We start from the raw sequence: 22,974 nt of genomic DNA on the forward strand, positions 1-22,974 counted from the left end.
GCGGCTCTCGTCGTGGCGCTCCTGAGCCGGCTGCGGCGCATTCCATGGCACGGGCAGCCACGTGGGGCGGCCCCTACGAGGTTCCGGTGCGGAATGCGGGGTTCGAGGCGGGGCGAGGGTGGGCGCGATGAATCGCGCCCCTACGACGGATCGGGTTGGCGCGAGTCTACTGGCTTGGCTGCGCCTCCAGGCGATTGCAGGCGGCAAGGAGGTGCTCGCGGACGGTGCCCTCCGCCTGGGCGGCCTGGGTGCGGCAGAGGGCGACCTGGTCCTGCTTCGTTTCCCTGTGAGGCACCGGCTTCGTCTCCACGCCGCGGACGGCGCGGGTGATGGAGTCGCTGTACGCGGCGCGCTTCTGGACCACCGCCGCCGACTCGGCGGGGGTGAGCTGCGGCTGCGGCACATCCAGCACCGTCTCCTGGTCCTCGGCGGGGGCGGGGGCGCTCTGCTGCGGGTCGTCGTCGCCACGGCAGGCGGCCAGGCCGGCGATCGTCAGCAGGGCGGCGGCGGTGATGCGGATCGGCATATGGGGTGGCTGGGCGTGTGGGGAAAACGGAAAACGGCGAGAGGCCGCCCACGAGCACGTCGTGGGCGGCCTCGGCTACGGTCAGGGGCGGGTCAGGGCTTGGGCTGCTGCCCGATCAGCGCTTCCAGGCGGGCGAGACGCGCCTCGAGCTCGGCGTTGCGGGCGCGCAGCGCCTCGATCTCGGCGGCCTGGCGGGTGGTGCGCTCGTCGAGCGCCTTGACGCCGGCGAAGTTCACCCCGTCGATGTCCAGGTGGCCGATGGCGAGCGGCTCCGTCCCCAGCTTGAACTCGCGCCAGAAGTCCTCGGCGAACGGCCCCAGGTGCCGCGAGTTCCGCCCCTCGTCGATGTAGTTCCAGCTGTTCACCGGGACGCGGCGCATGCGGGTGAGGACGTCCTCGCCGTCGACCTCGTTGAAGTTCTCCTTGAGCGTCATGCTGGACGAGCAGACGATGGAGGCGCCGCCCGCCGCGATGTTGCACCCGTTGGTGAGCGTCGCGTTGCTGCGGAAGCGGAAGCCGCCCGCGGCGCGCACGGCGAACTCGTTGTTGGCCACGGCTTCGATCGAGTCCGTGGTCGACGCGTCGCCGAAGACCTTGGCGCCCGTGTGGCCGTTGGTGCTGGCGCGGTAGCCGAACGCCATCGAGTAGTCCGCGTCGGCCGTGGTGGTGTAGCCGATCGCCACCGCCGCGTCACCGTCGCTGGTGTTGTTGTTCCCGATCGCCACGCCCGAGTGGTCCTTGACATCATTGTTGAGCCCCAGCGCGACGCCGAAGTAGCCCAGTTCGGTCCCCGAGCCCCACACCTTGTTGCCGCTGCCCAACGCGATCCCCGCCTGTGCGGAGGCCTCGACGGTGTTCTGGTTGCCCATGGCGAAGGAGTAGATCCCCGCCGCCGTGGTCAGGGCGCCGCCGGCCCAGGAGTAGTAGCCGATGTTGGACTCATCCCACTGCCCGCCCACGTCCACGTAGCCGGCGCGGAACGCCACCTTCTGCGGGTGCCACATCATCCGCCAGCCGGCGCCGGAGGCGGGGATGATTCCGTAGCCGATCTGCCCCAGCGCCACCACTCCGCCGGCGCTGTCCACGCGGAAGCGGTCGCCGGCGGGAGAGCCCGAGCGGAGCTGCAGGAGGATGTCCGACTGCGCGGCGGCGGGAACCCCGGTGGTGGCGAGCGCCGCGGCAGCGAGCAGAGTCTTCAGGATGCGCTGCATCTGGATACCGTTGGGTAAGGGGTGGAGGCTGGAGGATGGTCTACGAGGGTCGGACGCGGATGCGGTAGCCTGCACTCCGGAGCCTCCCGCCCTGCACCACGATGCGGCCGCCCGACACGTTGATGTTGCTGGTGACGGTGTACGTTCCCAGCACGCGGAGGTTGCGCACGTTGAAGTTGCTGAGCCCGCCGCCCACCGTGGTCGCGGTTCCGCTCAGGATGAGACGGCCCGTTCCCAGGAACTGCCCGTTGTTCCCGATCTGCACCGGTCCGTTCACCGTGAGGTCGAACGGACCGAGGTTGATGTTCGGGGGCACCCCGCTGCCATCCGTCATCGTGACGCCCGCGATCGTCTGGTTGGCCACGAGCAGCGGATAGTTCGGGCGGTCGCCGGGAATGATCACGGAGTCCTGCACGCCGGTGGTCATGTTCTGCACCCAGTTGCCGTTCTCCGGCCACCCGGTGTTCACGTTCCCCGTCCAGGTGCGCGTCATCCCGTTCACCAACACCGTTGTCTGCCCCTGCAGCCGCCGCCCGCGGGCGAAAAGGGTGGAGGTGCCATACGTGGTGTAGGTGGGAACCTGCGTCGCGGACCCCCCGGTGAGCCCGGCGGGCGCCGGCATCGTGGCGGTCCCGTCGCTGGAGGTAAGCGTCGCCGTATCGGCCGAAAGCGCGTTCACGTTGCCGTAGCGGTCCATGGAGCGCACGACCACGGAGTACGGCATCCCGTAGTTCGCGACTGCCGCATCACCCGCGGTGAAGTAGGCGTTGCAGGGGTCCAGCGTCTCGCCGGGGCGGAAGATCGCCAGCCGGGTGTACCCGGCGGGCGAGGTCATCGTCGTGACGGGCGAGCCCGACGGGCCCGCGGTGCGGACGGTGCAGATGCCGCGTTGGCCGGGGTAGTCGGTCACGAAGGGCGACCGCGCCGGGCTGCCGGGAAGGACCGTCACCGTGGTGGCGCCGAGCGCGGCGGCACGGTCCCTCAGGAGCCGCACCGCCGTCGTGTCGGTGCTCTCCTCGATCGACTCCGTCATGCGGGTTTCGCTGTCCTGCACCACCAGCATCTGCACGACCACGGTGAACACGTCGGCCGTGTTCCCCGCCGGGGCCAGGGGGAGGCGGAAATTGAGCGTCACCACTCCCGAGTAGTCGTTGGCCGATGCCGCGGCCGGCAGGGTGCGGCTGGTGGCGCTGGAGGGGTTCCGCACGACGAAGCCGTACGGGAAGATCCCGGTGATCCCCGCGGGGAGGGGGATGGCCGCGACTTCGGCCTCCTCGAACACCTGCAGCGCGTCCGGGTAGAGGCCGCGCATCTTGCCGTCCGCCCCCATCGCCACGGCGCCGGTGGGAACGATCTTGGGCGGCACCTGGTCAGACGCGTTGGTGCCGTCGAACAGCCTCACCTGCGAGTAGGGCGTGCCCGGCCTCGTCGCCGCCGTCATCACCGGGATCAGCGTCACGTTGGTGAGCGGCCCCCCCGTGGAGTTGCGCAGCCGGTACATGAAGGAAATGTACCGTTGCCCGCCCTCCACGCGGCTTCCCTCGATGAAGGAGCTCGCGGAGATCTGCTCGATGCTGATGCCGCTGCTCACGGGAGTGAGCGCCATGCTCGCGCCGTCGGGCGTGAGCCGGACCGCGTTGGCGCTTCCCGACGGCGTGGGGCCGCCGATTCCCGTCATCGTGAACTCGAACACCCCAACCGGAAGCGGAGCCGGAGGGCCGGGCTCCTTCTCCACGGGTGGGGCGGTGGGCTGGTCCGCGCAGGCGCTGAGTGCTACGAGGAGCGCCATGCCGCATATGGCACGATGATACGACAAGGGGTACCCTGGCCCTGCGGGGAAGGTGAACTCGGTTTGGCGGGAGTTGGGTCGGGCCGGAGCCGGCGGCGATGATGCGGGTGGGGCGACCTGCTACAGCCCGCCGCCGCCGCTGAGCTGCAGCGTGATCTCCGTAAGCCGACCGGCATTCTCCACCCTGGGCGCCACGAACGGCTGCCTCGGCGCGGGGGCCGGCTGCGGCGTGGGCGACGACGGGGAGTTGAGTTGCTCAGCCATGTGTCTCGTTTGGGGGATGCGCGTGTGAATCAGGAATGAAGAACGGCGGAGTGGGTGCCGCGAAGGATATATTTACCTGCTCAGTGCCATTTGTCAACCCACTTTCTCGTTCTTGCGCAAACTGCCACATCGCCTACGGAACAATGGCTTTAGCGGGGTAATGCCGCGAAAAGGGCTGCCAGGCGAGCCGGATCGTTTAGGGTGTCGCGTCCCAGGCGGGCGTCGCGGGCGGGGAGCCTTGCGATGCGCGCGAGGAGGGCCAGGAGGGGGCGGGCGGACGACGGGACCGCCGCCAGCCAGGGTGAGTTGCGCAGGAGCCGGGTGAGCGCGTCCGCGGCGCTGGCGCGTTCCAGGCGGGTGGGCTCGCCCGCCTCCACGCGCGGGAAGAGGATCCCCGCCAGCGGGGCCGCCGCGCGCCGGCTTCCGGGGCCGAACAGTTCGTCTGGATCTACGGGGGAGCGCAGGCCGAGCGACTCTCCGCGGGCGAAGCCGTCGTCCAGGGTGAAGCGGCGGGGCAGGCCGGTGGCGACCAGCGTGCCCGCGTCGTCCGCGTGGACCACCACCTGGTCGTCCGCCAGGTAGCTATGCCCGGCGCGGACCAGGTTGGCGCACGTCGTGGTCTTGCCGCTGTGCGTATCGCCCACCAGCACCCACGCCCCTCCGCCCGGCGCCACGACCGCCGCGCCGTGCAGCAGCGCCCGGTGCTGGCGCGCGAGCAGGAGCGCCGCCGCTATCGACAGCGCCTCGCGTATTCTGAGCCTGCCCTCGGGCGAGTTCTGCGCCCCCGCGGCTACTTCGACGCGGGCACGCTGCGCATCCAGCTCCACCACCCCTCCGACCTCCCCGCCGGCTCTGGCCAGGACGACGCGCTCCCCCTCGATCCACCCCTCCATCCCTGGCGCGCGTATGGATGGCGTGCCGCTCGGGCGCGGAGGTGCACGACCTTCCACCAGCTCGATCAGCGCGCGCACCGGCGTCGCGCCCGCGGACGGAAGCGGATACACCCAGTCCTCGGCGGCGCCCTCCAGCGAGGGCGCCACCCGCAGGCCCAGCGCGCCGTCGCCAAGGATGTCGCGACAATCAGTGTGCATTCAAGGAACGGTTGGCCTCACACAGAGACACAGAGGAAACGGCAAGAAGAAGGAGAGTCCACCCTCCGCGTCTTGCTTTTTCCCTCTGCGTCTCTGTGTGAGATCGCTGTTCAGAGGCCGAGCACGTCCGTGCCCTGTTCGAAGACCACGTCGACGGGGATGCCGGCGCGGCTGACGCGGTCGAGGTCGGCGCGGAGCTGCGGGTCCACGACGCCGTAGCGCTCCATGAAGGCGCGGACCGCGGCGTGGTCCCCGTTGCCCTGCATGCGCAGGATCTCGGCGGAGAGCGCGTCCATGGCGGCCTGCATCTTCGGCAGATCGACGCGGTACGTGCCGGTGGCGTCGCGGGTGAAGGCGCCGCGCTCCTGCAGGAAGTGGAACGTCGCCATGTTCGCGCGCCCGTGCGCCGACGTCGCGCCGAAGCGAACCGAGCGAAAGATTCCCGCCAGGAAGGTAACGTAGTTGTTCTGGATGGCCGCGCCGCTCATCTCGCCGCGGCGGGAGAGCTGCGTGACCATGTAGAGGCCCAGCACGTCCGCCTTCTCCTCTTCTAGCCCGCCCGCCTGCTCGCGCAGCGCCTCGCGCACGGTGCCGCGGCCGTTGATGGTGTTCTTGATCCCCAGCCCGTGCGCCACCTCGTGGAACATGGTGTTCTCGAAGAAGGCGTCGAACGTCACGTTCGCCACCTGGTCCGGCGCGATCAGCAGCCGCGCGATGGGCGCCATGATGGCGTCGAACTTGACGCGCATCGCGTTCTTGAGCTGCAGGCGCCGCGTCCCCTTTCGGAGCTGCACCTCCTCGTCGTTGGGGAGGTTGATGGCGATCGTCTTGGCGCCGGAGTTGGCCTGCCCCGCGTAGTAGACCGCGTCGTACGCGTTCAGGTCGCTGTCGGTGCCCGGCGTCTCGCGCTTGTACTCCGCGGGGACGGGGAGGCCGCGCTGCAGCTCCGGGAGGAAGGCGGCGTAGCGCGCCAGGCGGCGGCTCCACTCCAGGTCCTTGACCAGCACGTACGCCTCCGCGGCGGCCTTGTAGCCGAAGAGGGCGTCCTCGTACGTCTCGATGGGGCCGATCACCACGTCCAGCGTGTTGTCCTTCATGTCCAGCCACGCCAGGTCGCTGGGCTGGTACTGGTCGTTGAGGAGGGCGTCCGCGCGCAGCTCCAGGTAGCGGCGCAGCGACGCCTGCGGAGCCAGCGCCGCGGCCTGGCGCAGGAGCGCGGATGCGCGGCGCATCTGCGGCGCGTAGGCCACGTGGAAGGGCACCGCCGTCAGCCGCCCGCCCTCGCGGCGGACCAGCGTGTACAGGCTGCGCAGCGAGTCCGCGCGCGCGCCGCCGCCGGCCACCGCGCGCTCGAACTCCTCCTTGGTCATGTCTGAGGGATAGAAACGCGCTCCTTGCGGCTTGGCGCCCGCGCCCGCCACGAACGGCGCATCTCCTTGCAGGCGGTCCCACGGGCCGTAATTGATCTCGGCGAAGCGGCGCGTGCTGGGGTCGCGCAGCGATGCGAGGAGCGAATCGCGGCTCCCGTACGCCTGCATCCAGAAGATGTCGTCCATCTCGCGCGACGCCGCGATCAGGAGCGGGATCATCCTGCGCTCGGCGGGCGTGAGGGCGCTCAGCTCCGCGGTCAGGCGCACCGTGCGGTAGGCGGCCACGCGCGCCGCCATCGAGTCCTGCGCGGGCGCGGCGGCGGGCATGGGCGCGGGCTGTGGATCGGCCACGGGCCCGCATGCGGCGGCCAGGAGAAGCGCTGTGCCCAGCAGTGGGCGTCGGATCGTCATCGGATCTCGCATCGTTGAAAAGTCCCATTCGGCTGAACCCGCTGAGAATGGAGCCGCCGCGGCGAAACGGCAATCTCACGCGAAGGCGCAAAGACGCAAAGTAAGGACGGCGGAAGTACTTTCTTTGCGACTTCGCGTCTTTGCGTGAGACTATTTGGATGCCGGAACCAGCGCGTCCACTTCGGCGCGCTCGGCATCGGTCAGCCGCCAGGCGGATGCGGAGGCGTTGGAGCGGATCTGATCGGCGGAGGTGGCGCCGGCGATGACGGAGACGACCTCGCGACGTGCCAGGAGCCAGGCGAAGGCGAGCTCCAGCAACGTGTGGCCGCGCTCCTCGGCGTATCGCGCCAGCCGCTCCACGCGCTCCAGGTTCTCGTCCGAGAGCAGCTCCGCGTAGCGCCCCCCCACGGTGATGCGCGTGCCCTGCGGGGGAGCCTGGCCGCGCCGGTACTTCCCCGTCAGCAGCCCGCTGGCGAGGGGGAAGTAGGGGACGAACGCCAGCCCCTGCCGCGCGCACTCGTCCAGCACGCCCCGCTCGGGATCGCGGTGGAAGAGGGAGTACTCGTTCTGCACGCTTTTGAAGCGCGCTCCGGGGGCCACGTCGCGTGCCTCGCGGAGCTGCTCCACCGAGAAGTTGCTGCACCCGATCTCGCGCACCTTGCCGGCCCTCACCAGCTCGTCCAGCGCGCCCAGCGTGTCGGCGATGGGCACGGAGGTGTCGGGCGTGTGGATCTGGTACAGGTCGATGCGGTCGGTGCCCAGGCGGCGCAGGCTGTCCTCCACGGCGCGGCGGATGTAGCCGGGGTGCGCGCCGCGGCGCTCGGGGTCCATCTCCATCCCGAACTTGGTGGCGAGCACCACCTCGCCGCGGCGCGGGCCGAGGGCGCGGCCCACGTACTCCTCGCTGAGTCCCTTGCCGTAGATGTCCGCCGTGTCGAAGAAGTTGACGCCCGCGTCCAGCGCGGCGTGCACCACGGCGCGGGTGGCCTCGGCGTCCAGCCGCGGGCCAAAGTTGTTGCATCCGAGCCCGACCACCGAAACGGTGAGCGAGCCGAGGGTCCGGGTATCCATCAGTGCTGCCTCCAGCGCGATTGTGAGGGTGCGCCGCGCCTCTGCAAATCGCACTCCCCAGGATGCTGTTCCCCTGCGTACCGCTCCGCTATCATGCCCGCCAGGAACAACCATCACACAGAGCCACAGAGGGGGACGGCAAGGGCGCGGAGGCATTCACGGAGTTCTCTTCTTCCTCGCCGTTTCCTCTGTGTCTCTGTGTGAGGCGCTTTTCCCCTCCGCATGCACGCGAATGCCTGACGCACAGGAGTTCCGCCGCGATGCGTACCGCGTGCTGTTCGTGCTCGCCGGCGCGTACAACCTGGCGTTCGGGGCATGGGCGGGGCTCTTTCCCGGCGCGTTCTTTCGGTGGTTTGAGATGGAGGCGCCGCGCTACCCCTCCATCTGGGGGTGCCTGGGGATGGTCGTGGGGGTGTACGGCCTCCTCTACCTGCACGCGGCGCGGCGCCTGGACGAGGCGTGGCCCATCATCGCGGTCGGGCTGCTGGGGAAGGTGCTGGGCCCGGTCGGGCTGGCGCTGACCGCGGCGCGTGGCGGCGACCTGCCGCTGCGCATGCTCGCGCTGCTGGCGCTCAACGACCTGGTCTGGTGGGTCCCCTTCGGCGCGTTCCTGCTGGAGGGGAAGCGTGCGGGTGAGCGGGTGCGCGCCGCGGCGCCGTACCTGTGCGCGGCGCTCCACGCGGCGGCGGGGCTGGCGATGCTCTTCGTGCTGCGCGGCGGCACCGAGGCGGAGGCGGACCCGGCGGCGCGCGCGGCGTACGTGGCCGCCCACGCCGGTCTCTGGCGCGCGGGCTTCTCCGTGTGGATGGCGGCGGGGATGAGCGTGCTGGCGTTCTACGCATGGTGGGCCCCCGCCGTGCGCAGCCGCCGCCTGGGCATCGCGGCGCTCGTGGTGGCAGGCGCCGGCCTGGCCTGCGACCTGTTGGGCGAGGCGCTGTACGTCGGCTGGCTTCCGTGGCTGGCGAGCGACGTGGCGCGCTTCGTCGCGGTGCAGCGGACCGGGACGGTGCTCACGGCGGTCTTCGCGAACGGCTTCTACACGGTGGCGGGGATCATGCTGACGCTCGGCACGCCGGGGCTCCCGCGACACGTGCGCGCGCTGGCGTGGATCGTCTGGACGGCGGGGATCGTGCTCAGCATCTGCGGAGCGACGGGGTCGGCGGCGGGGCTGGTGGCGAGCTCGGGCGTCCTCTTCCCCGCCCTGGTGCTCCTCGCGCTCGCGGCCGGGCGGACGCTGCGGTGAGGCGGGTCATGGTGCTGGGCGGCACCGGCTTCTTTGGCCGCGCCGCGGTGGGGCTCCTGCGCGCCGCCGGCATTCCGGCGCTCGCCGCCGCTCGCCGCTCCGCCGAACTCGCGCTGGATGCCGAGGACCCCGCATCGCTGCGCCGAGCTCTCCGCCCCGGCGACGTGGTGCTGGACGCGGCGGGCCCCTATCAGGCGCGCACCCCCGCGCTCGCCGAGGCCGCCATCGAGCTGGGGTGCGACGTGGTCGACATCGCGGACGCATCGGCCTACGTGCGCTCGGTCCTGGCGCTCGGCGACCGTGCGGCCGAGGCCGGGGTGCGCCTCCTTCCCGGGTGCAGCACCTGCTCCGCCGTGTCGTCCGCGATGGTTGCGTGGAGCGGACTGCCACATCCCGTCCGCCTCACCGCCTTCCTCGTCCCCACCTCGCGCTTCACCGCCGTCGCAGCGACGGCCGCCTCGCTGCTGGCGGGCCTGGGGCGCCCAATCCCCGTGCTGCGCGATGGTGCGGTGCGCCAGCTCCGCGGCTTCACCGAATCGCGGCGCTGGCCGGCGGGCGCCCCGCTGGGCGCGCGCCGCGGCTGGATCTTCGACACGCCGGACGGCGACCTCCTCCCGCTCTCGCACCCAACGATCGCTACGGCGGAGGCGTTCGTGGATCCGAACGTCCCCGGCCTCGCGGGCGCGCTGGCGCTGGCGGCGCGTGTCCCCCCGCTGCGCGCCGCCATGACGCGCACGATGCCCGCCGCGCTCCCCCTGGTGCGGCTGCTGGGGCGGGAGCACGGCGGGTTCGGGTGCGAGGTGGAGGATGCATCGGGCGCCGTCGTCCGGCTGGTGCTCACCGCCCCGCGCGATGCGTACCGGCTCGCCGCCATCCCCGCCGTCCTCGCCGTCCGCACGATCCTGGAGGGGCGGATGAGCGGCGCGGGCGTCATCCCGCCGCACGGCCAGGTGGATGCCGGAGAGCTGCTCGAAACGCTGCGAGCGAGCGGGTTCGAGCTCTCCCGATCTTCCTGAAAGCTACCGCCGCACCTGCCCCGATACGTGCCGGTCCGCGATGCCCAGGTGCCGCTCCACCTCCTGCTCGATGTACATCGCCTGGTCGCGCTGCGGAAGGCCGGTGACGAGCTTGACCATGCGGCCATCCCTGCCCCGTGCCCGCACCGAGTACGTGACCGTGGTGCCGTTGCGGGTGCGGCTGACGTGCTCCTCGCAGTAGAGCTGCTCCAGCGAATCGGTGGCGATCTGGCGGTTCCCGAACCAGGGGAGCGGCCCGTGGCGCACCGTCAGGACTCCGTCCGCCACCACGACCTCGGTGGCGTTGACGAACATCGCGGCCGTGAAGTAGGCCAGGAACAGCCCCACCGCCACGTGCAGCAGCGGAAACAGCATCAGCATCCAGGCCCCGGTACTGAACGCCATCAGGTACCAGAAGCCGAGTATCCCGAACCAGATCACGCAAAAGAACACCAGGAAGACGGCCGTCCACGCGTACCACCGCCGCTCGATGCGCAGCCCGCCCCCGGCCGTGTACACGGTGAGGCGCTCGGGGAGCGGCACCGGGAGCGGCGGGGCCGGCGCGAGCGATCCGTCCGGCATCAGCACGGCGCCGTCGATGCTGTCGCGCGGGACGGGCGCGGCGTTCGCGGCCTCCAGGTCCACGAGCGACTGGCACTCGCGGCAGCGCGCGTACATCGTGCTCAGGTTCATGTCGGCGGCCTGGATCTGCGCTCCGCAGGTCGGGCACTTGAGCGTGCGGCTGGTGGGCATGGGGATTGGGGGTCGCTGGCGGAAGGCGTTACTTCGCGGATGATCGGGCGAGGAACAGCGTGTGAGGTCCGCCGGCGGTGGCGTGCGCCCGCACCCGGACGACTTCGACGCTGAGCCCCGCGGCGCGCAGCACGGCCTCGAAGCGCGGATCGTCCTCGGCGGACCAGTAGGCGAGCCGCCCGCCGGGGCGCAGCGCCTCCGCCGCAACCCGCACGCCGCGGCTCCGGTAGAGATCCGCGTTGCCGCCGGTGGTCAGCGCATCGGCGCCGTTGTCCACGTCCAGCATGATGGCATCGTACGCGCCACGGCCCTCGCGCAGCACGTCGGCCACGTCGGCGTGCCGCAGCTCCACGCGCGAGTCGGCCAGCGCATCGGCGGCGAGCGGGTACTCCGGGTCGCGGTTCCACTCGATGATTTCGCCCACGATCTCCGCGACCACCACCCGCGCGTCCGCGGGGAGCACGCGCAGCGCGGCCCTGAGCGTGAACCCGAACCCCAACCCGCCGATCAGTACACTCGCCCCGCGGCTCATCTCCAGCTGCCTGCAGACCCGCTCCGCGAGCTGCTCCTCCGAATGGTAGCGCCGCGTGGACATCAGCTCCACACCGGCCACGCGGATGGAGTAGTCACGGTCGTGCCGGTACAGTGTCAGCACCGTGCCATCCGGCGCCGTCGCCTCGCCGAGTTTTTCGAGTCGCTTCAAACTGCCGCCTCACACAGAGATACGGACGGCGGGTGACTGCTCCTAAGGGCGCACATTTCGATCACCTCCGTTCGCCCGGTGGCGGGGTACTGGCGCAGGGTAGACGCGTTTCTCGGGCGCGTTAGATTGGGAGAGAGGCACATTCAACGGAGGCCGAGATGGCGACCAAAAAACCGTGGCGCACGGTGCTCACCGGCACCTCCACGGGGCGCTTCACGCGCGAACAGATCCGGGAAGCAATGGATTCCGTCTCTGGTGCGTCGAAGAGCGATGGCTCCGCACGACGGAAGCCTGCCGGCGGCGGAGCCAAGGGGCAGAGCGTGGGCTCGATCGCTCGCGAGGGTTCGCCAAATGCCGGCGCGGCGGCATCGGACAACGAAAAACCCGCGAAGGCGCGTAACCGAACGTCCGGCTGATGCCGGCGGCGTACGACCGGAGCGTCTTCATCAACTGCCCGTTCGACGACCGCTACCGCCCACTCTTCCACGCGATCGTCTTCGCGGTGCACGACTGCGGATTCCTTGCCCGCTGCGCGCTCGAATTGGAGGACAGCGGGGAAGAGAGGATCCGCAAGATCAAGAGGATCATACGCGAATGCCAGTACGGTGTGCACGACATCTCGCGTGTCCAGCTCGACTCCGGCACCGGTCTCCCTCGCTTCAACATGCCGCTGGAGCTGGGTCTCTTTCTGGGCGCCCAGGAATACGGGGACGCGGAACAGACGGAGAAACGCTCGCTGATCCTCGACGCGGAGCAGTACCGGTACCAGGCATTCTGTTCTGACATCGCCGGGCAGGACATCCGTGCTCACGGGAACGAGCCGAAGCGGGCGGTGAGCGCCGTCCGCGGTATGCTCGCCACGGCGCTTGCGGGAACCGCTCGTGTGCCCGGCGAAGCGAAAATCCTGTCACGCTTCAACTCATTTCGGAAGGCGCTCCCCGGGTTCTGTGAGGCTCTGCACGTAAGGGTCAAAGAGCTGCAGTTTGCGGAGACTCGCTCATTCGTTGAGGAGTGGATCACGCGTCATCCACTTTGAGGCGTGCGCGGCGAGAGCGGCGGTACAGGTACGCGGCGGAGAGGAGGTACCCGCCGACCGCGCCCGCGACGGCCATGAGCGGATCGAGGCCGGAAAGCAGGAGTCCCAGCGTCCCGCCCGCGGCGGTGCCGATCGACGCGCCTGCGAAGACGAGGCCGAACGGGACCCGGCGCAGCAGCGTCCACGCGCTGACGGGGACGAGCACGCCGCCCAGCACTCCGCCGACCGCCGCCGCGAGGGCGTACGCCTCCACGATGTACGGGAACCCGCCGCGACCATCCACCACCAGGCTGAGGACCGCGAGAAGGCCCACGCCGAGCATCGCGCCCACCGCTCCGCCCGCGAGACAGAGCGCGGCGGTGACCCCGAGGGCGCGTGCGGGGCTGACGCGCTTCGCTACGGTCGGAGGCATCCCCTTAACGTCAGGCAGCGGTCGGCCTAAGATTCAGGACGCGCTGCGAGAACACGCGCGCGAAGCTGAACCCCGCCACCTGCCAGAACCAGACACTCGTCACCAGGAAACCCACACCGAAGGCCAGCAGGCCCAGGAACGAGAGGAGGAGCGCGGAAATCGTGATGCACCACGCCTTCCAGTACGCGCGCCCTCCCTGGAAGGTGCGGCCGAGCGCACGGGCGGGATTGTAGATCTCCGCGGGATCGAAGGTGCGGCAGTAGTGCGTCATGTACCCCGGGATCGCGATGGTGGCGAGCGCGAGCAGCACGGCGGCGCAAGCTCCCAGAGCCATGCTGGCGGCGGACCACGCGAAGTACGCCAGCACGAGGCCGGGCGCGTAGTAGTACAGCATCCCGACGAAAGTAATCAACCCGTGCTTCAGGAGCTGGGGGAAATCACGCCAGGAGGGCCACGCCGTCTGCCCCTGCTGCATGCGGTGCACCATCATGATGCGGTGCCCCATGTTCAGCAGCCATCCGAAGACCGGGATCAGCAGCAGCGCAGCCCCCACCAGCACCTCGCGCCGGGCGAGGCGGTTCTGGAGGGGGAACGCGTACGAGGTGCGGAAGCTGAGAGGCGTGTGCAGATCGATCATAAAGGCCGCCGCGGGGGTGAGCGCTCCATCCAAGATGGTGCCGGACCGCGGACGACACAAATCTTATCTCACACAGATTGTTCAAAAGGGAAGCGCGCAAAGCAGAGCCCCGCCGATGCTCCGGCGGGGCTCCCAAAAACATGCTCCGTCAGAAGCCGTGGGCCGTGAGCGCGTCGTAGTACACACCCGCGCCGCCCGAGCTGGGATCCTGCCAGCCGAAGAAGTTGTAGTTCGGGAGCCAGTAGCACTCCCAGCGGCCCCACGGCTGCCCTTCGCGGCTCAGGACGCAGTTCTTGAAGCCGGCCTGATCGTTGTACCAGGAGTTCCCGAGGTTCGCGTCGGCGAGGATCTCCACCGCGTAATACGGATTGGTGGTGCTGGACCAGTTCGTGTCGCAGTTGTCAGCCCACCACGCACCCGAGTCGCAGGCGCTCAGGCTCTTGTAGTTGGCGTGTTTGTTCCGCGCGGCCCATGAGCGCAGACGCCCACGGTAGACGCCATCCGGGTACTGCAGGTCGTCGTAGCTGACTGTCTCGGTGGAGTTGGTCCACGCGCCCCAGTGGGCGGAGAGCTTGGCACGGTCCACGCGCCACTTGCCGCCGTGGTAGTCCACCTGGAGGACGATCCACTCCGAGTCGCCCTGGTGCGAGTAGGAGCCCATCGTCTCGGGATCGCCCCCGTCGTTGTAGTACGAAAGAGCGTAGAAGATCTGGACCGCGTACGCGTTGTCGCCCTTTTTGCCGGCCCAGTACTCCTCGCGGCGCGTGTCGAAGTCGTTGTACGCGAGCGTCAGGTAGGGACGAAAGGCGTACGCGATCTCGTGCTCGCAACTGTCGAGCACTCCGTCGCCGTCGTTGTCGCCGGGGGAGTACCCCGCGACCATGCACTGGTACGTGAAGCCGCTCGGAAGCGTGATCCCGCCCGGCAACGGGCCGCCGCTGCCCCCTTCAGTGTCGCATTCGCGCTTGGCCGTTCTGGGATCGCAGTCGGAGAACTCGTCGGACATGATGCTGATGGAGTTGCGGTCCCTGCGCGGCGCCCGCTGCCGCGCGGCTTCAGGCTCGGGGCCGAAATCGTACTCGGTGGGCCAGATGGCGATGAGCGGCTCCTTCAGCCGGGCGGTTGCGGGAAGGCTCACCGCCCGCCCGTCGGTGGTGTAGCCGTGGAGAATGCCTCGAAGCCCGATCTCGCGGCGGGGAAGCGCGGAGCCCGCGACCATCACGTCCGCGCTCCCGCTCCAGCGAAGCCGGTGAAGCTCAACCGGCACGACGATCTCCATGGGCGGAAGCGCGCGGAGCAACTCCATCAGTTCGGCCTGCGACTGCCCGGTCGCGCGGGCGCCGGCCCCGAGCACGATCTGGCCGCTGGCGCCGCGCAGATAGCTCTGCAGGGGGAGGCGGTGATCGCGGAACGGGCTGTCGCGCAGATCCTCCAGAACCCGCCGGCGCACCGCGGGATCGGCGAGCGCCCGGGCGAAGGCGCGAACCAGCGGCTCCGCGGTGTCGGGCTGGTCGGCGGTGCGGGCGGCGGCGGGCGCCGGGCGTGCCGCGGCGGGATCGAGGGGCGCGTCGGAGCACGCCTGTGCGCCCAGCAGGCACGCGGCGAGTGCGAGGGCTCCGGTACGGGTACGACGGAACATGACAGCCTCCAGGTGGGATTGGGTGTGGGGGACCTGCGGCCCGCGGTGGAGGTCCCGTGGGCGGACAGCGACCCGAGTGGCTTGCGTGCGAACGAGGGTGAGCCGAAAGGACCGGCTCACGGCGCTGCCGATGAGATGCGACGGCTACTGCGGCGGGTGGAGCGAGAAAACGGATTCCGCTCCTGGCAGTGCTGGACGTACACCAGCAATGTCAATCTGTAAAGGACGGCAACTACGTGCAATGCCCCTGCGTTTGGCCGGCCACCTGTCGTGCCACACTTCACCCCGCTACCATACGCCGGCACCCATGCCATCCTCCACATCCACCGGCACCCCGATGAAACGCCGCACACCCTGGCCCGCGCTCCTGACCGTCCTGCTACCCGCGGCGCTCGCGGGGCAACGGCCGGACCCGGTGCGGGCGTACGTCGATGCGCACCAGCCGCAGGTGATCGGCGAGCTGGTTCGCTTTCTCGCCATACCGAACGTCGCGAGCGACAGCGCCAACATCCGCCGCAACGCCACGGCGCTGTTGGAGATGATGGGGCGGCGCGGGATCAGGACGCGGCTGCTGGAGGGGGGCGGGCCGCCGATGGTCTTCGGCGAGCTTCCGGCGCCCGGCGCGCGCACCACGCTCCTCATCTACGCGCACTACGACGGCCAGCCGGTGGACACCGCCCGCTGGGTGGGGCACGGCCCGTGGCAGCCCGTGCTGCGCGACCGGGCGCTGGAGCGCGGCGGGCACATCATCCCCATCCCCGCGCGCGGGCCGTTCGACCCGGAGTGGCGCCTCTACGCCCGCTCGTCGTCCGACGACAAGGGGCCGATCGTGGCGATGATGGCCGCGCTCGATGCCCTGCGCGCCTCCGGACGGGCGCCGCGCGTGAACCTGAAGTTCCTCTTCGAGGGCGACGAGGAGGCCGGCTCGCCGCAGCTCGAGCGCATCGTACGCGAGCACGGCGCGCTTCTGCGCAGCGACCTGGTGGTGATGGCGGACGGGCCGCAGGACCCCTCGGGCCGCCCCACGCTGGTATTCGGCGCGCGGGGAATCACGTCGGCGCAGATCACCGTGTACGGGCCGAACCGCCCCCTGCACAGCGGCCACTACGGCAACTGGGCGCCCAACCCGGCCATGGAGCTGGCGCGCCTCCTGGCTTCCATGAAGAACGACTCGGGGCGGGTCGCCATCCGCGGCTGGTACGACGACGTCCTGCCGCTGTCGCCAGAGGAGCGCGCGGCCATCGCGGCGCTCCCCGACGACGAGCCGGCCGCGTTCGGGTTCGCGGTGCCGGAGGGCGGGCGCGGCGTGCGGCGGCTGGAGAGCATCGCGGAGCCGTCGCTGAACGTGCGCGGCCTGTCGTCGCTGTACGTTGGCGCGCAGGCGCGCACGCTCGTCCCCGACCGCGCGGTGGCGGAGCTGGACATGCGCCTGGTGCCGGCCGTGGCGCCGGCGCGGCAGGTGGAGCGGCTGATGGCGCACGTCCGCGCGCAGGGCTTCCACGTGGTGAGCGAGGACCCCGACTCCGCCACCCGCGCCGCGCACCCCCGCATCGCCCGCGTGGTGGCGCGCGAGGGCGGTTACGCCGGCATCCGCACCCCGTTCGGCCACCCCGTGGCGCGACGCGTGGTGGAGGCCGTCCGCGCCGGATCCGCGCAGCCGCCGGTGTTGATCCCCACGATGGGCGGCAGCATCCCGGCGGCGTGGTTCCCGGAGGTGCTGGGGACGCAGGTGATCCTCCTCCCCACCGTCAACCCGGACAACAACCAGCACGCCGAGAACGAGAACCTGCGCCTGGGCAACCTGTGGGAATCCATCCGCACCTTTGCGGCGGTTATGGAAGGCACGCGATAGACTGCTGTTTCACGCAGAGCCGCGGAGGGGCACGGAAAGGAAACGGAGGAAACCGCGAGACGCTCCTCCTCTCGTGGTTTCCTCCGTTTCTCCGTGCGAGGCGTGTTCGGAGATCAGCTCGCGGCGGGCGGCTCCACGCGGGGCATGGTGCTCAGGTACATCCACATGGCGCGCAGCTCGTCGTCGCTCATCATGCCGACGGCCTTCCAGGGCATCGGGTCCTTGATGGCCGACCCGTCCGGGCGCTTGCCGGTGCGCATCGCGCGGATCCAATCCGCCTCGCGCCACGACGCGACCACGCCGGCGGGGGTGACGTTGGGCGCCGCGGGGCCGTGGCCAGAGGAGCCGCCCAGGTTGGCGCCGTGGCACCCCGTGCAGCCGCCGACGCTCACCAGGTACTGGCCGTACTCGCGCGTGACGCCGGCGGGGGGCGCGCGGCGGGCGCGGGGCCGGTGGTCGATGATCTCGGCCGGCATCAGGGGAAGCTGGCCGGTCGCGAAGAGGACGTGCCCCAGCGGACCCACCCTGGATTCGGCGAGCTGCCGGTCGACCGGCGGCACCGAGCGGATGTACGCGATGATGGCGGCGGCGTCCTCGTCGCTCAGGTGCTGGAACTCCTCGGCGGGCATGATGAGCAGCCCGCGCTTGTCCGGCCGCACGCCGTGGCGGATGGCGGCATCGAGCTGGGCGTCGCTGTAGCGCGAAAGCACGCCACCCTTCCCCGCGGTCAGGTTGCTGGCGATCAGCACGCCCATCGGCATTCCGTCGATGAACATCTTGCCGCCCAGGTCGGCTCCGTGGCACTCGGCGCACTTGGAGACGGCGGTCGCCAGGTGCCTGCCGCGCGCGATCTGCGCCGGGTCGCGCGTGACGTTCAGCGCGGTGGCGGGCACCTCCCACTCCCGGTTCAGCTTCCGCCGGCTCACCCCATACGCCACCGCCACCAGCAGCAGCACCACCACCAGCAGCCCGCCGATGCCGATGCCCAAACGCCGGATCCACTTCTTCATTGGAGTCCTCCAGAGGGGTGCCGCGGGAAGGGTGCTGCGGAGGCCGGCGGGGGGAGTGCGTGCCGCGCGTGGGGTGCGGCTGCCGGCGCGCACAGGGTAGTCGCGGCCACGAGCCGGGTCAAGGAAAATCTCAGGGGGGCGCAAGGGCTTACTACGGCGGGATTACAGCGCGAGCTCCCACGTCTGCGCGATGAGCGGCTTGCCGAAGCTCTCGTGCGGCTCCTGGTGCACCAGCCGGTACCCTTCCGCTTCGTAGATGCGGCGGGCGCCCACCAGCACGTGGTTGGTCCAGAGGGAAAGGGTGTGGTATCCGGCCTCACGCGCAAAGAGGGTGCACTCCCGCACCAGGCGCTGGCCGATCCCTAGCCCCCGCGCGGAGGGCTCCACCAGGAGGAGGCGCAGCCGGGCGACTCCTTCGCGCTCCGGGTCGCGCACCAGGAAGACGGAGCCCACGATCTCGCCCTCGCGCTCGGCCATCCAGCAGCGCTCGCGCGCCGGATCGAGCTCACGGACGAAGCGGGCGACGATCTCCGCGATCAGCGCCTCGAAGCGCTCGTCCCACCCGTACTCCTGCCAATAGAGCACGCCGTGGCGGTGCACCACCCATCCCATGTCGCCGGGACGGTGCGGGCGGAGGGTGAAGGGCTGGGGATCGATGGAGTCGCTCATGGATGTACGATCCGGGTCGCGCCGCGTGGTTGTCAAACCAGGAAGCCCCGGCCGAGCGGCCGGGGCTTCAGATCAGCTCACTGGCCGCGGTGGGCCAGGCGCGACGGATCGCGCGCGAGCACGTCGTACGGATTGACGTTCGTCCCCTCCCACCAGCGGGACGGGTGGTGCAGGATGGCGATGGAGAAGTGCAGGTGATAGTCGCCAGGCTGCGCGTTCCCCGTATCGCCCACGTAGCCGATCACCTCGCCACGGCGCACGCGTCGTCCCTCGGTCATCCCGTCCGCGTACTGGTCGAGGTGGGCGTAGTAGTAGCGCGTGCGGCCGTCGTCGTCCATCTGGTAGAGCGAATGGCCGCCCCTGTCGCTCGAGTGCAGCTTGCGGATGGTGCCATCGGCGGTCGCGCGCACGGGGGTGCCGCGGGGGGCGTGGATGTCGATGGCGTCGTGCACGCGGCCGCCCGAGCGCGCGGAGTTGTACGTGTCGCGCAGCTGCGCCGCAGTGACTCCCTCCACGGGAATCAGCAGGCGGCGGGCGCGCAGCTCGTCCGCCGGGTCCCCGATCGAGGACGCGAACGTGTGGGTGCCCTGCGCCGCCGCGGGGAGCGCGAGCAGCATCGCGGCGATGACGGCGAGCGGGTGCCACCGGAGGCGGAGGCGGTGTGTGTGGGTTGGGTACATGGTGGGGTGTCTCGATCGGCGGCTCGACTGGCGTGGCGGGCGGGGAGCCCGCGGTAGCCTCGTAGCTTTGCGTCACCGGCTTTCGCCGGGTTTGCCGTTTCGTGGAGTTCCCGGATGCATTCCGGGCGTGAGGGAACTGCGGGGCCTGCGCTCCGCCGCGCGTCTGGCGGCGGGGGGAAACGCGCGCCTACACGCCGGAGGTGCGGCGGGGCGCGAATGTGGACCGAGTTGTCGCTGGAACGCAAGCAAGGTAGGCCGCTCCGGAGAGGTCCGCCAGAGTCTTGTTGGAAGCTGTTGCGGGGGTTGGATTTGGGGGCGTAGGGGCGCGATTCATCGCGCCCACCCTCCGCCCTCTCTCGACCATCGCCTCACGCCCAGAACCGGTAGGGGCAGACCTGCGTGTCTGCCCGCTCCTGCCCCCACCTCGATCCGCGCCCTCCGCACCGAACCGGTAGGGGCCGCCCCACGTGGCTGCCCGTGCCATCCCCCGCGCCGCCGCGTGCCACCCGCCCCGACGTTCCTCTTGACATCTAGAAGAGAATACCGCATCTCTTCCTCTAGCCGTCTAGAAGAAAGCATCCACACCGGCACGCCATGGCACCTACCTCACAGTCAGACGTACTGCGCGGCACGATCGACCTCCTCGTGCTCAAGACGCTCGCCCTGCGGACGATGCACGGGTGGGGAATCGGGCAGCGCATCCAGCAGGTGACCGGGGGCGAGCTGGAGGTCAACCAGGGGTCGCTGTATCCGGCGCTTCAGCGGCTGGAGCACAGCGGGCTGATCGAAAGCGAGTGGGGGAGCACCGAGAACAACCGGCGCGCCCGCTTCTACTCGCTCACCCCCGCCGGCCGCGGCGCGCTCGGCGACGAGACCGAGAGCTGGCGCCGCTTCGCCGCCGCGGTCGAAGTCGTCCTCCGCACCTCCTGAACACTCCGCACCCACGGTGAAGCCATGAGCTGGATGAAAGGAGCGGCCGCGCGCCTGCGGTCACTGGCACGCCCCGGCGGCAGCGAGGCGCGGATGGACGAGGAGTTCCGCTTCCACATCGAGATGGAGACGGAGAAGAACGTGCGCGCCGGGATGAGCCCGCGCGAGGCACGGCGGCGGGCGATGGTCGCGTTCGGCGGGGTGGAGAGGCACCGCGAGGGGATGCGCGACGGGCGCGGGCTGTCGTGGCTGCGCGATGCGGGGCGGGACGCGGGCTACGCCGTGAGGACGCTGGCGCGCAGCCCGGGGTTCACGCTCGTCGCGGTGCTCACGGTATCGCTGGGCGTGGGGGCTACGACGGCGCTGTTCAGCGTCGTCAACGCCCTTCTGCTGAAGCCGCTCCCCGTGCACGAGCCCGGGCGGCTCTTCACCGTGCAGGAGGAGCGGGTGGGGCGGGTGCACAGCGGCGCGGAGGGGACCTCCATGCCGTACGAGCGCTACCTGGCCTACCGGGCGGCGACCCCCGCGCTCTTCAGCGGGCTGGCGGCCCACCGGTACCTGAACCTGTCGGTGCGCACCGGGAGCGGCGCGGTGCCGGCGGGGGCCATGGTCGCGTCGGCGAACTACTTCCAGGTGCTGGGGCTGCGGCCGGCGGCGGGGCGCCTCTTCACGGCGGACAGCGAGCCGGTGGCGGTGTTGAGCCACCGCTTCTGGCGGGAGCGGTTCGCCAGCGATCCCGCGGTGATTGGCGGGGTGGTGGTGCTGAACGGGACGCCCTTCACCATCGCGGGGGTGGCGCCGCGCGGCTTCGACGGCACCATCACCGGGATGGTGACCGAGGTGTGGGTGCCGTTCGAGGCGTACCGCGCCGCCGCGCGCGCCGGCTCGCTGGAGGACTGGGTGGTGCCCTTTGGTCGGCTGGCGGCCGGGGTGGAGCCGGGGGCCGCGGCGGCGCGCGTGCAGGCGATGGCGAAGTCCATCCCGCCCGAGGAGCCACATACGAAGGTGTCCGGCGCTGCCCTGGAGCAGATGACGGGGCTCCCCGGCAACGCGCGGCGTCCGCTCGCCGGCTTCCTGGGGATGCTGCTGGCGACGGGCGCGCTGGTGCTCCTCATCGCCAGCGCCAACATCGCGGGGATGCTGCTGGCGCGCGCCGTGGCCCGCCGGCGCGAGGTGGCGGTGCGGCTGGCGATCGGTGCCGGGCGCGGAAGGCTGGTTCGGCAGCTGGTGACGGAGAGCCTGGTGCTCTTTCTGGCGGGCGGCGTGGGCGGGATGCTGCTGGCCTTCGCCGTGACGCGCGCGTTCGGGCGCATCGATTTTCCGGTGGCGGAGCGCATCGTCTTCGAGGTCACGCCCGACCTGCGCGTGCTCGCGTTCTCGCTGGCCATCGCGGCGGCGACGGGGATCGGGTTCGGGCTGGTGCCGGCGCTGCAGGCCACCCGCCCCGAGCCTCTTCCCGGGCTGAAGGAGGGGGCCTCGCACCTGGTGACGGGGCGCGTGCGCGGGCGAAGCCTGTTCGTGGCGGCGCAGCTCGCGATGGCGGTGCTGCTGATGGTGATTGCCGGGCTGTTCGCGCGCACGCTGCGGCACGGGCTGGCCGTCGACCCCGGCTTCCGGCCCGAGGGCGTGCTGGTCTCGACCACCGACCTGGGCCCGCACGGCTACGACGAGGCGCGCGGCGGTGACTTCTACCGGCAGCTCACCGAGCGCGTGCGCGCCCTTCCCGGCGTGGCGGGCGCGGGGCTCACCGACCTGGCGCTCCTCGCCGGCTCCAGCCGCGGCGAGGACGTGGAGGCGGTCATCCCCGGCGCCGCGGAGCCCCGGCGCGTGAACGTCTCGATGGCGGTGGTGGACGCGGGCTACTTCCCCACCCTGCGCATTCCGCTGGCTACGGGGCGCGCGTTCACGGATGCGGACCGGCCCGGCTCGCCGCGCGTGGTGGTGGTGAACCAGCGTCTCGCGGAGCGGCTCTGGCCCGGCGAGAACCCGCTGGGGAAGCGGCTGCGCAGGGGCAGCGAGGAGTGGGAGGTGGTGGGTGTGGCGCGCGACGGCAAGTACGTCTCGGTGAGCGAGGAGCCGCGCGCGTTCGCCTTCTTCCCCTTTGCGCAGTCGTACTCGCCGCGGATGATGCTGCACGTGCGCGGCGATGGCGCGGGGCTGCACGAGATGATCCGCCGCGAGGTGCGCGCGCTCGATCCCGACGTCGCGGTGGAGAACCAGACGGCGCTCGCCGCGATGGTGGGCCTCACCCTCCTTCCGCAGCGGGTGGCGGCGATCCTGGTGGGGGTGCTCGGGGTGCTGGGGCTGGCGCTGGCGGGGATCGGGGTGTACGGCGTGCTGGCGTACCAGGTGGCGCAGCGCACGCGCGAGTTCGGCATCCGGCTGGCGCTGGGCGCGTCCGCTCGCGACGTGATGCGGCTGGTGGTGGGCCGCGGCGCGCTGCTGGCGGCGGGCGGCGCCGCGACCGGCCTCCTGATGGCGGCGGGGATCACGCGCTTCCTGCGGAGCTTCCTGATCGGCGTCAGCCCCCTCGACCCGCTCACCTTCACCGGCGTGGCGGTCACCCTGGCGGTGGTTGCGCTCCTGGCCAGCTATCTCCCCGCCCGCCGCGCCGTCCGCGTCGATCCCATGCAGGCGCTGCGCGCGGACTGATCAGCGGGA

The 22,974-nt window shown here is 70.9% G+C and carries 22 protein-coding genes and 1 riboswitch; of the genes, 7 read left to right on the forward strand and 15 right to left on the reverse strand.

What is annotated here, in order from left to right; all coding sequences use genetic code 11:
* Positions 1-166: 166 nt before the first annotated feature.
* The 7 genes from VF584_07410 to VF584_07440 all read right to left on the reverse strand — a co-directional run bounded on the left by VF584_07410 (position 167) and on the right by VF584_07440 (position 7,733).
* Positions 167-526 carry a hypothetical protein gene (locus VF584_07410; GenBank protein ID HEX8209998.1) on the reverse strand — a complete coding sequence of 120 codons (360 nt, stop codon included), beginning with the start codon at positions 524-526 and terminating at the stop codon, positions 167-169.
* 92 nt (positions 527-618) lie between these two features.
* The gene (locus tag VF584_07415; protein ID HEX8209999.1) at positions 619-1,737 is read right to left on the reverse strand and encodes a tail fiber domain-containing protein; all 1,119 of its coding nucleotides are present in this window, start codon (positions 1,735-1,737) and stop codon (positions 619-621) included.
* A 40-nt stretch (positions 1,738-1,777) separates the two neighbouring features.
* Entirely contained in the window at positions 1,778-3,526 is a 1,749-nt protein-coding gene (locus VF584_07420; GenBank protein HEX8210000.1) for a hypothetical protein, read from the reverse strand.
* A 120-nt stretch (positions 3,527-3,646) separates the two neighbouring features.
* On the reverse strand, positions 3,647-3,790 hold the full coding sequence (locus VF584_07425; GenBank protein HEX8210001.1) for a hypothetical protein: 144 nt from the start codon (positions 3,788-3,790) through the stop codon (positions 3,647-3,649).
* A 149-nt stretch (positions 3,791-3,939) separates the two neighbouring features.
* Positions 3,940-4,881, reverse strand: coding sequence for a hypothetical protein (locus tag VF584_07430; GenBank protein ID HEX8210002.1), 942 nt, complete (start codon positions 4,879-4,881; stop codon positions 3,940-3,942).
* A 110-nt stretch (positions 4,882-4,991) separates the two neighbouring features.
* The gene (locus VF584_07435; protein HEX8210003.1) at positions 4,992-6,662 is read right to left on the reverse strand and encodes a hypothetical protein; all 1,671 of its coding nucleotides are present in this window, start codon (positions 6,660-6,662) and stop codon (positions 4,992-4,994) included.
* A 150-nt stretch (positions 6,663-6,812) separates the two neighbouring features.
* Entirely contained in the window at positions 6,813-7,733 is a 921-nt protein-coding gene (locus tag VF584_07440) for an aldo/keto reductase (protein HEX8210004.1), read from the reverse strand.
* A 232-nt stretch (positions 7,734-7,965) separates the two neighbouring features.
* Here VF584_07440 and VF584_07445 point away from each other — a divergent pair, with 232 nt between their 5' ends.
* Both VF584_07445 and VF584_07450 read left to right on the forward strand, forming a co-directional pair.
* Positions 7,966-8,976, forward strand: coding sequence for a hypothetical protein (locus VF584_07445; GenBank protein HEX8210005.1), 1,011 nt, complete (start codon positions 7,966-7,968; stop codon positions 8,974-8,976).
* Positions 8,973-9,992: a saccharopine dehydrogenase NADP-binding domain-containing protein gene (locus VF584_07450; protein HEX8210006.1), complete on the forward strand. Its 1,020-nt coding sequence runs from the start codon at positions 8,973-8,975 to the stop codon at positions 9,990-9,992. The genes VF584_07445 and VF584_07450 overlap by 4 nt, the downstream gene beginning before the upstream one ends.
* A gap of 3 nt (positions 9,993-9,995) precedes the next feature.
* Here the strand turns inward: VF584_07450 and VF584_07455 are convergent, their stop codons facing one another.
* Both VF584_07455 and VF584_07460 read right to left on the reverse strand, forming a co-directional pair.
* Positions 9,996-10,745, reverse strand: coding sequence for a hypothetical protein (locus tag VF584_07455; GenBank protein ID HEX8210007.1), 750 nt, complete (start codon positions 10,743-10,745; stop codon positions 9,996-9,998).
* 28 nt (positions 10,746-10,773) lie between these two features.
* Complete coding sequence (locus VF584_07460; protein HEX8210008.1) at positions 10,774-11,448, reverse strand: hypothetical protein; 675 nt, start codon at positions 11,446-11,448, stop codon at positions 10,774-10,776.
* A 158-nt stretch (positions 11,449-11,606) separates the two neighbouring features.
* Between VF584_07460 and VF584_07465 the strand changes: the two genes are divergently transcribed.
* Together VF584_07465 and VF584_07470 are read left to right on the forward strand one after the other, a co-directional pair.
* Positions 11,607-11,864 carry a hypothetical protein gene (locus tag VF584_07465; GenBank protein ID HEX8210009.1) on the forward strand — a complete coding sequence of 86 codons (258 nt, stop codon included), beginning with the start codon at positions 11,607-11,609 and terminating at the stop codon, positions 11,862-11,864.
* Entirely contained in the window at positions 11,864-12,484 is a 621-nt protein-coding gene (locus VF584_07470; protein ID HEX8210010.1) for a hypothetical protein, read from the forward strand. Before VF584_07465 ends, VF584_07470 begins: the two co-directional genes overlap by 1 nt.
* On the opposite strand, the gene VF584_07475 is transcribed toward VF584_07470, so the two are convergent.
* The 3 genes from VF584_07475 to VF584_07485 all read right to left on the reverse strand — a co-directional run bounded on the left by VF584_07475 (position 12,465) and on the right by VF584_07485 (position 15,172).
* Positions 12,465-12,896: a hypothetical protein gene (locus tag VF584_07475; protein ID HEX8210011.1), complete on the reverse strand. Its 432-nt coding sequence runs from the start codon at positions 12,894-12,896 to the stop codon at positions 12,465-12,467. The two genes, VF584_07470 and VF584_07475, sit on opposite strands and share 20 nt — an antisense overlap.
* Before the next feature lie 10 nt (positions 12,897-12,906).
* Entirely contained in the window at positions 12,907-13,533 is a 627-nt protein-coding gene (locus VF584_07480; protein HEX8210012.1) for a hypothetical protein, read from the reverse strand.
* 148 nt (positions 13,534-13,681) lie between these two features.
* Positions 13,682-15,172, reverse strand: a complete 1,491-nt coding sequence (locus VF584_07485; protein HEX8210013.1) for a hypothetical protein — start codon at positions 15,170-15,172, stop codon at positions 13,682-13,684.
* Between the two features lie 337 nt (positions 15,173-15,509).
* On the opposite strand from VF584_07485, the gene VF584_07490 reads away from it, so the two are divergent.
* Positions 15,510-17,024 carry a M20/M25/M40 family metallo-hydrolase gene (locus VF584_07490; GenBank protein ID HEX8210014.1) on the forward strand — a complete coding sequence of 505 codons (1,515 nt, stop codon included), beginning with the start codon at positions 15,510-15,512 and terminating at the stop codon, positions 17,022-17,024.
* Positions 17,025-17,137: 113 nt separating this feature from the next.
* Here the strand turns inward: VF584_07490 and VF584_07495 are convergent, their stop codons facing one another.
* The 3 genes from VF584_07495 to VF584_07505 form a co-directional block, all read right to left on the reverse strand.
* Positions 17,138-18,034, reverse strand: coding sequence for a c-type cytochrome (locus VF584_07495; protein HEX8210015.1), 897 nt, complete (start codon positions 18,032-18,034; stop codon positions 17,138-17,140).
* A 162-nt stretch (positions 18,035-18,196) separates the two neighbouring features.
* The gene (locus VF584_07500; protein ID HEX8210016.1) at positions 18,197-18,703 is read right to left on the reverse strand and encodes a GNAT family N-acetyltransferase; all 507 of its coding nucleotides are present in this window, start codon (positions 18,701-18,703) and stop codon (positions 18,197-18,199) included.
* Positions 18,704-18,780: 77 nt separating this feature from the next.
* Positions 18,781-19,383, reverse strand: a complete 603-nt coding sequence (locus tag VF584_07505; GenBank protein ID HEX8210017.1) for a M23 family metallopeptidase — start codon at positions 19,381-19,383, stop codon at positions 18,781-18,783.
* A gap of 14 nt (positions 19,384-19,397) precedes the next feature.
* Positions 19,398-19,489: riboswitch (cyclic di-GMP riboswitch) on the reverse strand.
* A 488-nt stretch (positions 19,490-19,977) separates the two neighbouring features.
* On the opposite strand from VF584_07505, the gene VF584_07510 reads away from it, so the two are divergent.
* Together VF584_07510 and VF584_07515 are read left to right on the forward strand one after the other, a co-directional pair.
* Complete coding sequence (locus VF584_07510; GenBank protein ID HEX8210018.1) at positions 19,978-20,313, forward strand: PadR family transcriptional regulator; 336 nt, start codon at positions 19,978-19,980, stop codon at positions 20,311-20,313.
* Between the two features lie 24 nt (positions 20,314-20,337).
* Positions 20,338-22,965: an ABC transporter permease gene (locus tag VF584_07515; protein ID HEX8210019.1), complete on the forward strand. Its 2,628-nt coding sequence runs from the start codon at positions 20,338-20,340 to the stop codon at positions 22,963-22,965.
* Positions 22,966-22,974 lie beyond the last annotated feature (9 nt).

This window comes from Longimicrobium sp. (assembly GCA_036389135.1).
Taxonomy (GTDB): Bacteria; Gemmatimonadota; Gemmatimonadetes; order Longimicrobiales; family Longimicrobiaceae; genus Longimicrobium.

Coding starts and splice junctions, on each gene's coding strand:
- VF584_07410 (HEX8209998.1), bottom strand. CDS start 526: ATGCCGATCCGCATCACCGCCGCCGCCCTGCTGACGATCGCCGGCCTG.
- VF584_07415 (HEX8209999.1), bottom strand. CDS start 1,737: ATGCAGCGCATCCTGAAGACTCTGCTCGCTGCCGCGGCGCTCGCCACC.
- VF584_07420 (HEX8210000.1), bottom strand. CDS start 3,526: ATGGCGCTCCTCGTAGCACTCAGCGCCTGCGCGGACCAGCCCACCGCC.
- VF584_07425 (HEX8210001.1), bottom strand. CDS start 3,790: ATGGCTGAGCAACTCAACTCCCCGTCGTCGCCCACGCCGCAGCCGGCC.
- VF584_07430 (HEX8210002.1), bottom strand. CDS start 4,881: ATGCACACTGATTGTCGCGACATCCTTGGCGACGGCGCGCTGGGCCTG.
- VF584_07435 (HEX8210003.1), bottom strand. CDS start 6,662: ATGACGATCCGACGCCCACTGCTGGGCACAGCGCTTCTCCTGGCCGCC.
- VF584_07440 (HEX8210004.1), bottom strand. CDS start 7,733: ATGGATACCCGGACCCTCGGCTCGCTCACCGTTTCGGTGGTCGGGCTC.
- VF584_07445 (HEX8210005.1), top strand. CDS start 7,966: ATGCCTGACGCACAGGAGTTCCGCCGCGATGCGTACCGCGTGCTGTTC.
- VF584_07455 (HEX8210007.1), bottom strand. CDS start 10,745: ATGCCCACCAGCCGCACGCTCAAGTGCCCGACCTGCGGAGCGCAGATC.
- VF584_07465 (HEX8210009.1), top strand. CDS start 11,607: ATGGCGACCAAAAAACCGTGGCGCACGGTGCTCACCGGCACCTCCACG.
- VF584_07470 (HEX8210010.1), top strand. CDS start 11,864: ATGCCGGCGGCGTACGACCGGAGCGTCTTCATCAACTGCCCGTTCGAC.
- VF584_07475 (HEX8210011.1), bottom strand. CDS start 12,896: ATGCCTCCGACCGTAGCGAAGCGCGTCAGCCCCGCACGCGCCCTCGGG.
- VF584_07480 (HEX8210012.1), bottom strand. CDS start 13,533: ATGATCGATCTGCACACGCCTCTCAGCTTCCGCACCTCGTACGCGTTC.
- VF584_07485 (HEX8210013.1), bottom strand. CDS start 15,172: ATGTTCCGTCGTACCCGTACCGGAGCCCTCGCACTCGCCGCGTGCCTG.
- VF584_07490 (HEX8210014.1), top strand. CDS start 15,510: ATGAAACGCCGCACACCCTGGCCCGCGCTCCTGACCGTCCTGCTACCC.
- VF584_07495 (HEX8210015.1), bottom strand. CDS start 18,034: ATGAAGAAGTGGATCCGGCGTTTGGGCATCGGCATCGGCGGGCTGCTG.
- VF584_07500 (HEX8210016.1), bottom strand. CDS start 18,703: ATGAGCGACTCCATCGATCCCCAGCCCTTCACCCTCCGCCCGCACCGT.
- VF584_07505 (HEX8210017.1), bottom strand. CDS start 19,383: ATGTACCCAACCCACACACACCGCCTCCGCCTCCGGTGGCACCCGCTC.
- VF584_07510 (HEX8210018.1), top strand. CDS start 19,978: ATGGCACCTACCTCACAGTCAGACGTACTGCGCGGCACGATCGACCTC.
- VF584_07515 (HEX8210019.1), top strand. CDS start 20,338: ATGAGCTGGATGAAAGGAGCGGCCGCGCGCCTGCGGTCACTGGCACGC.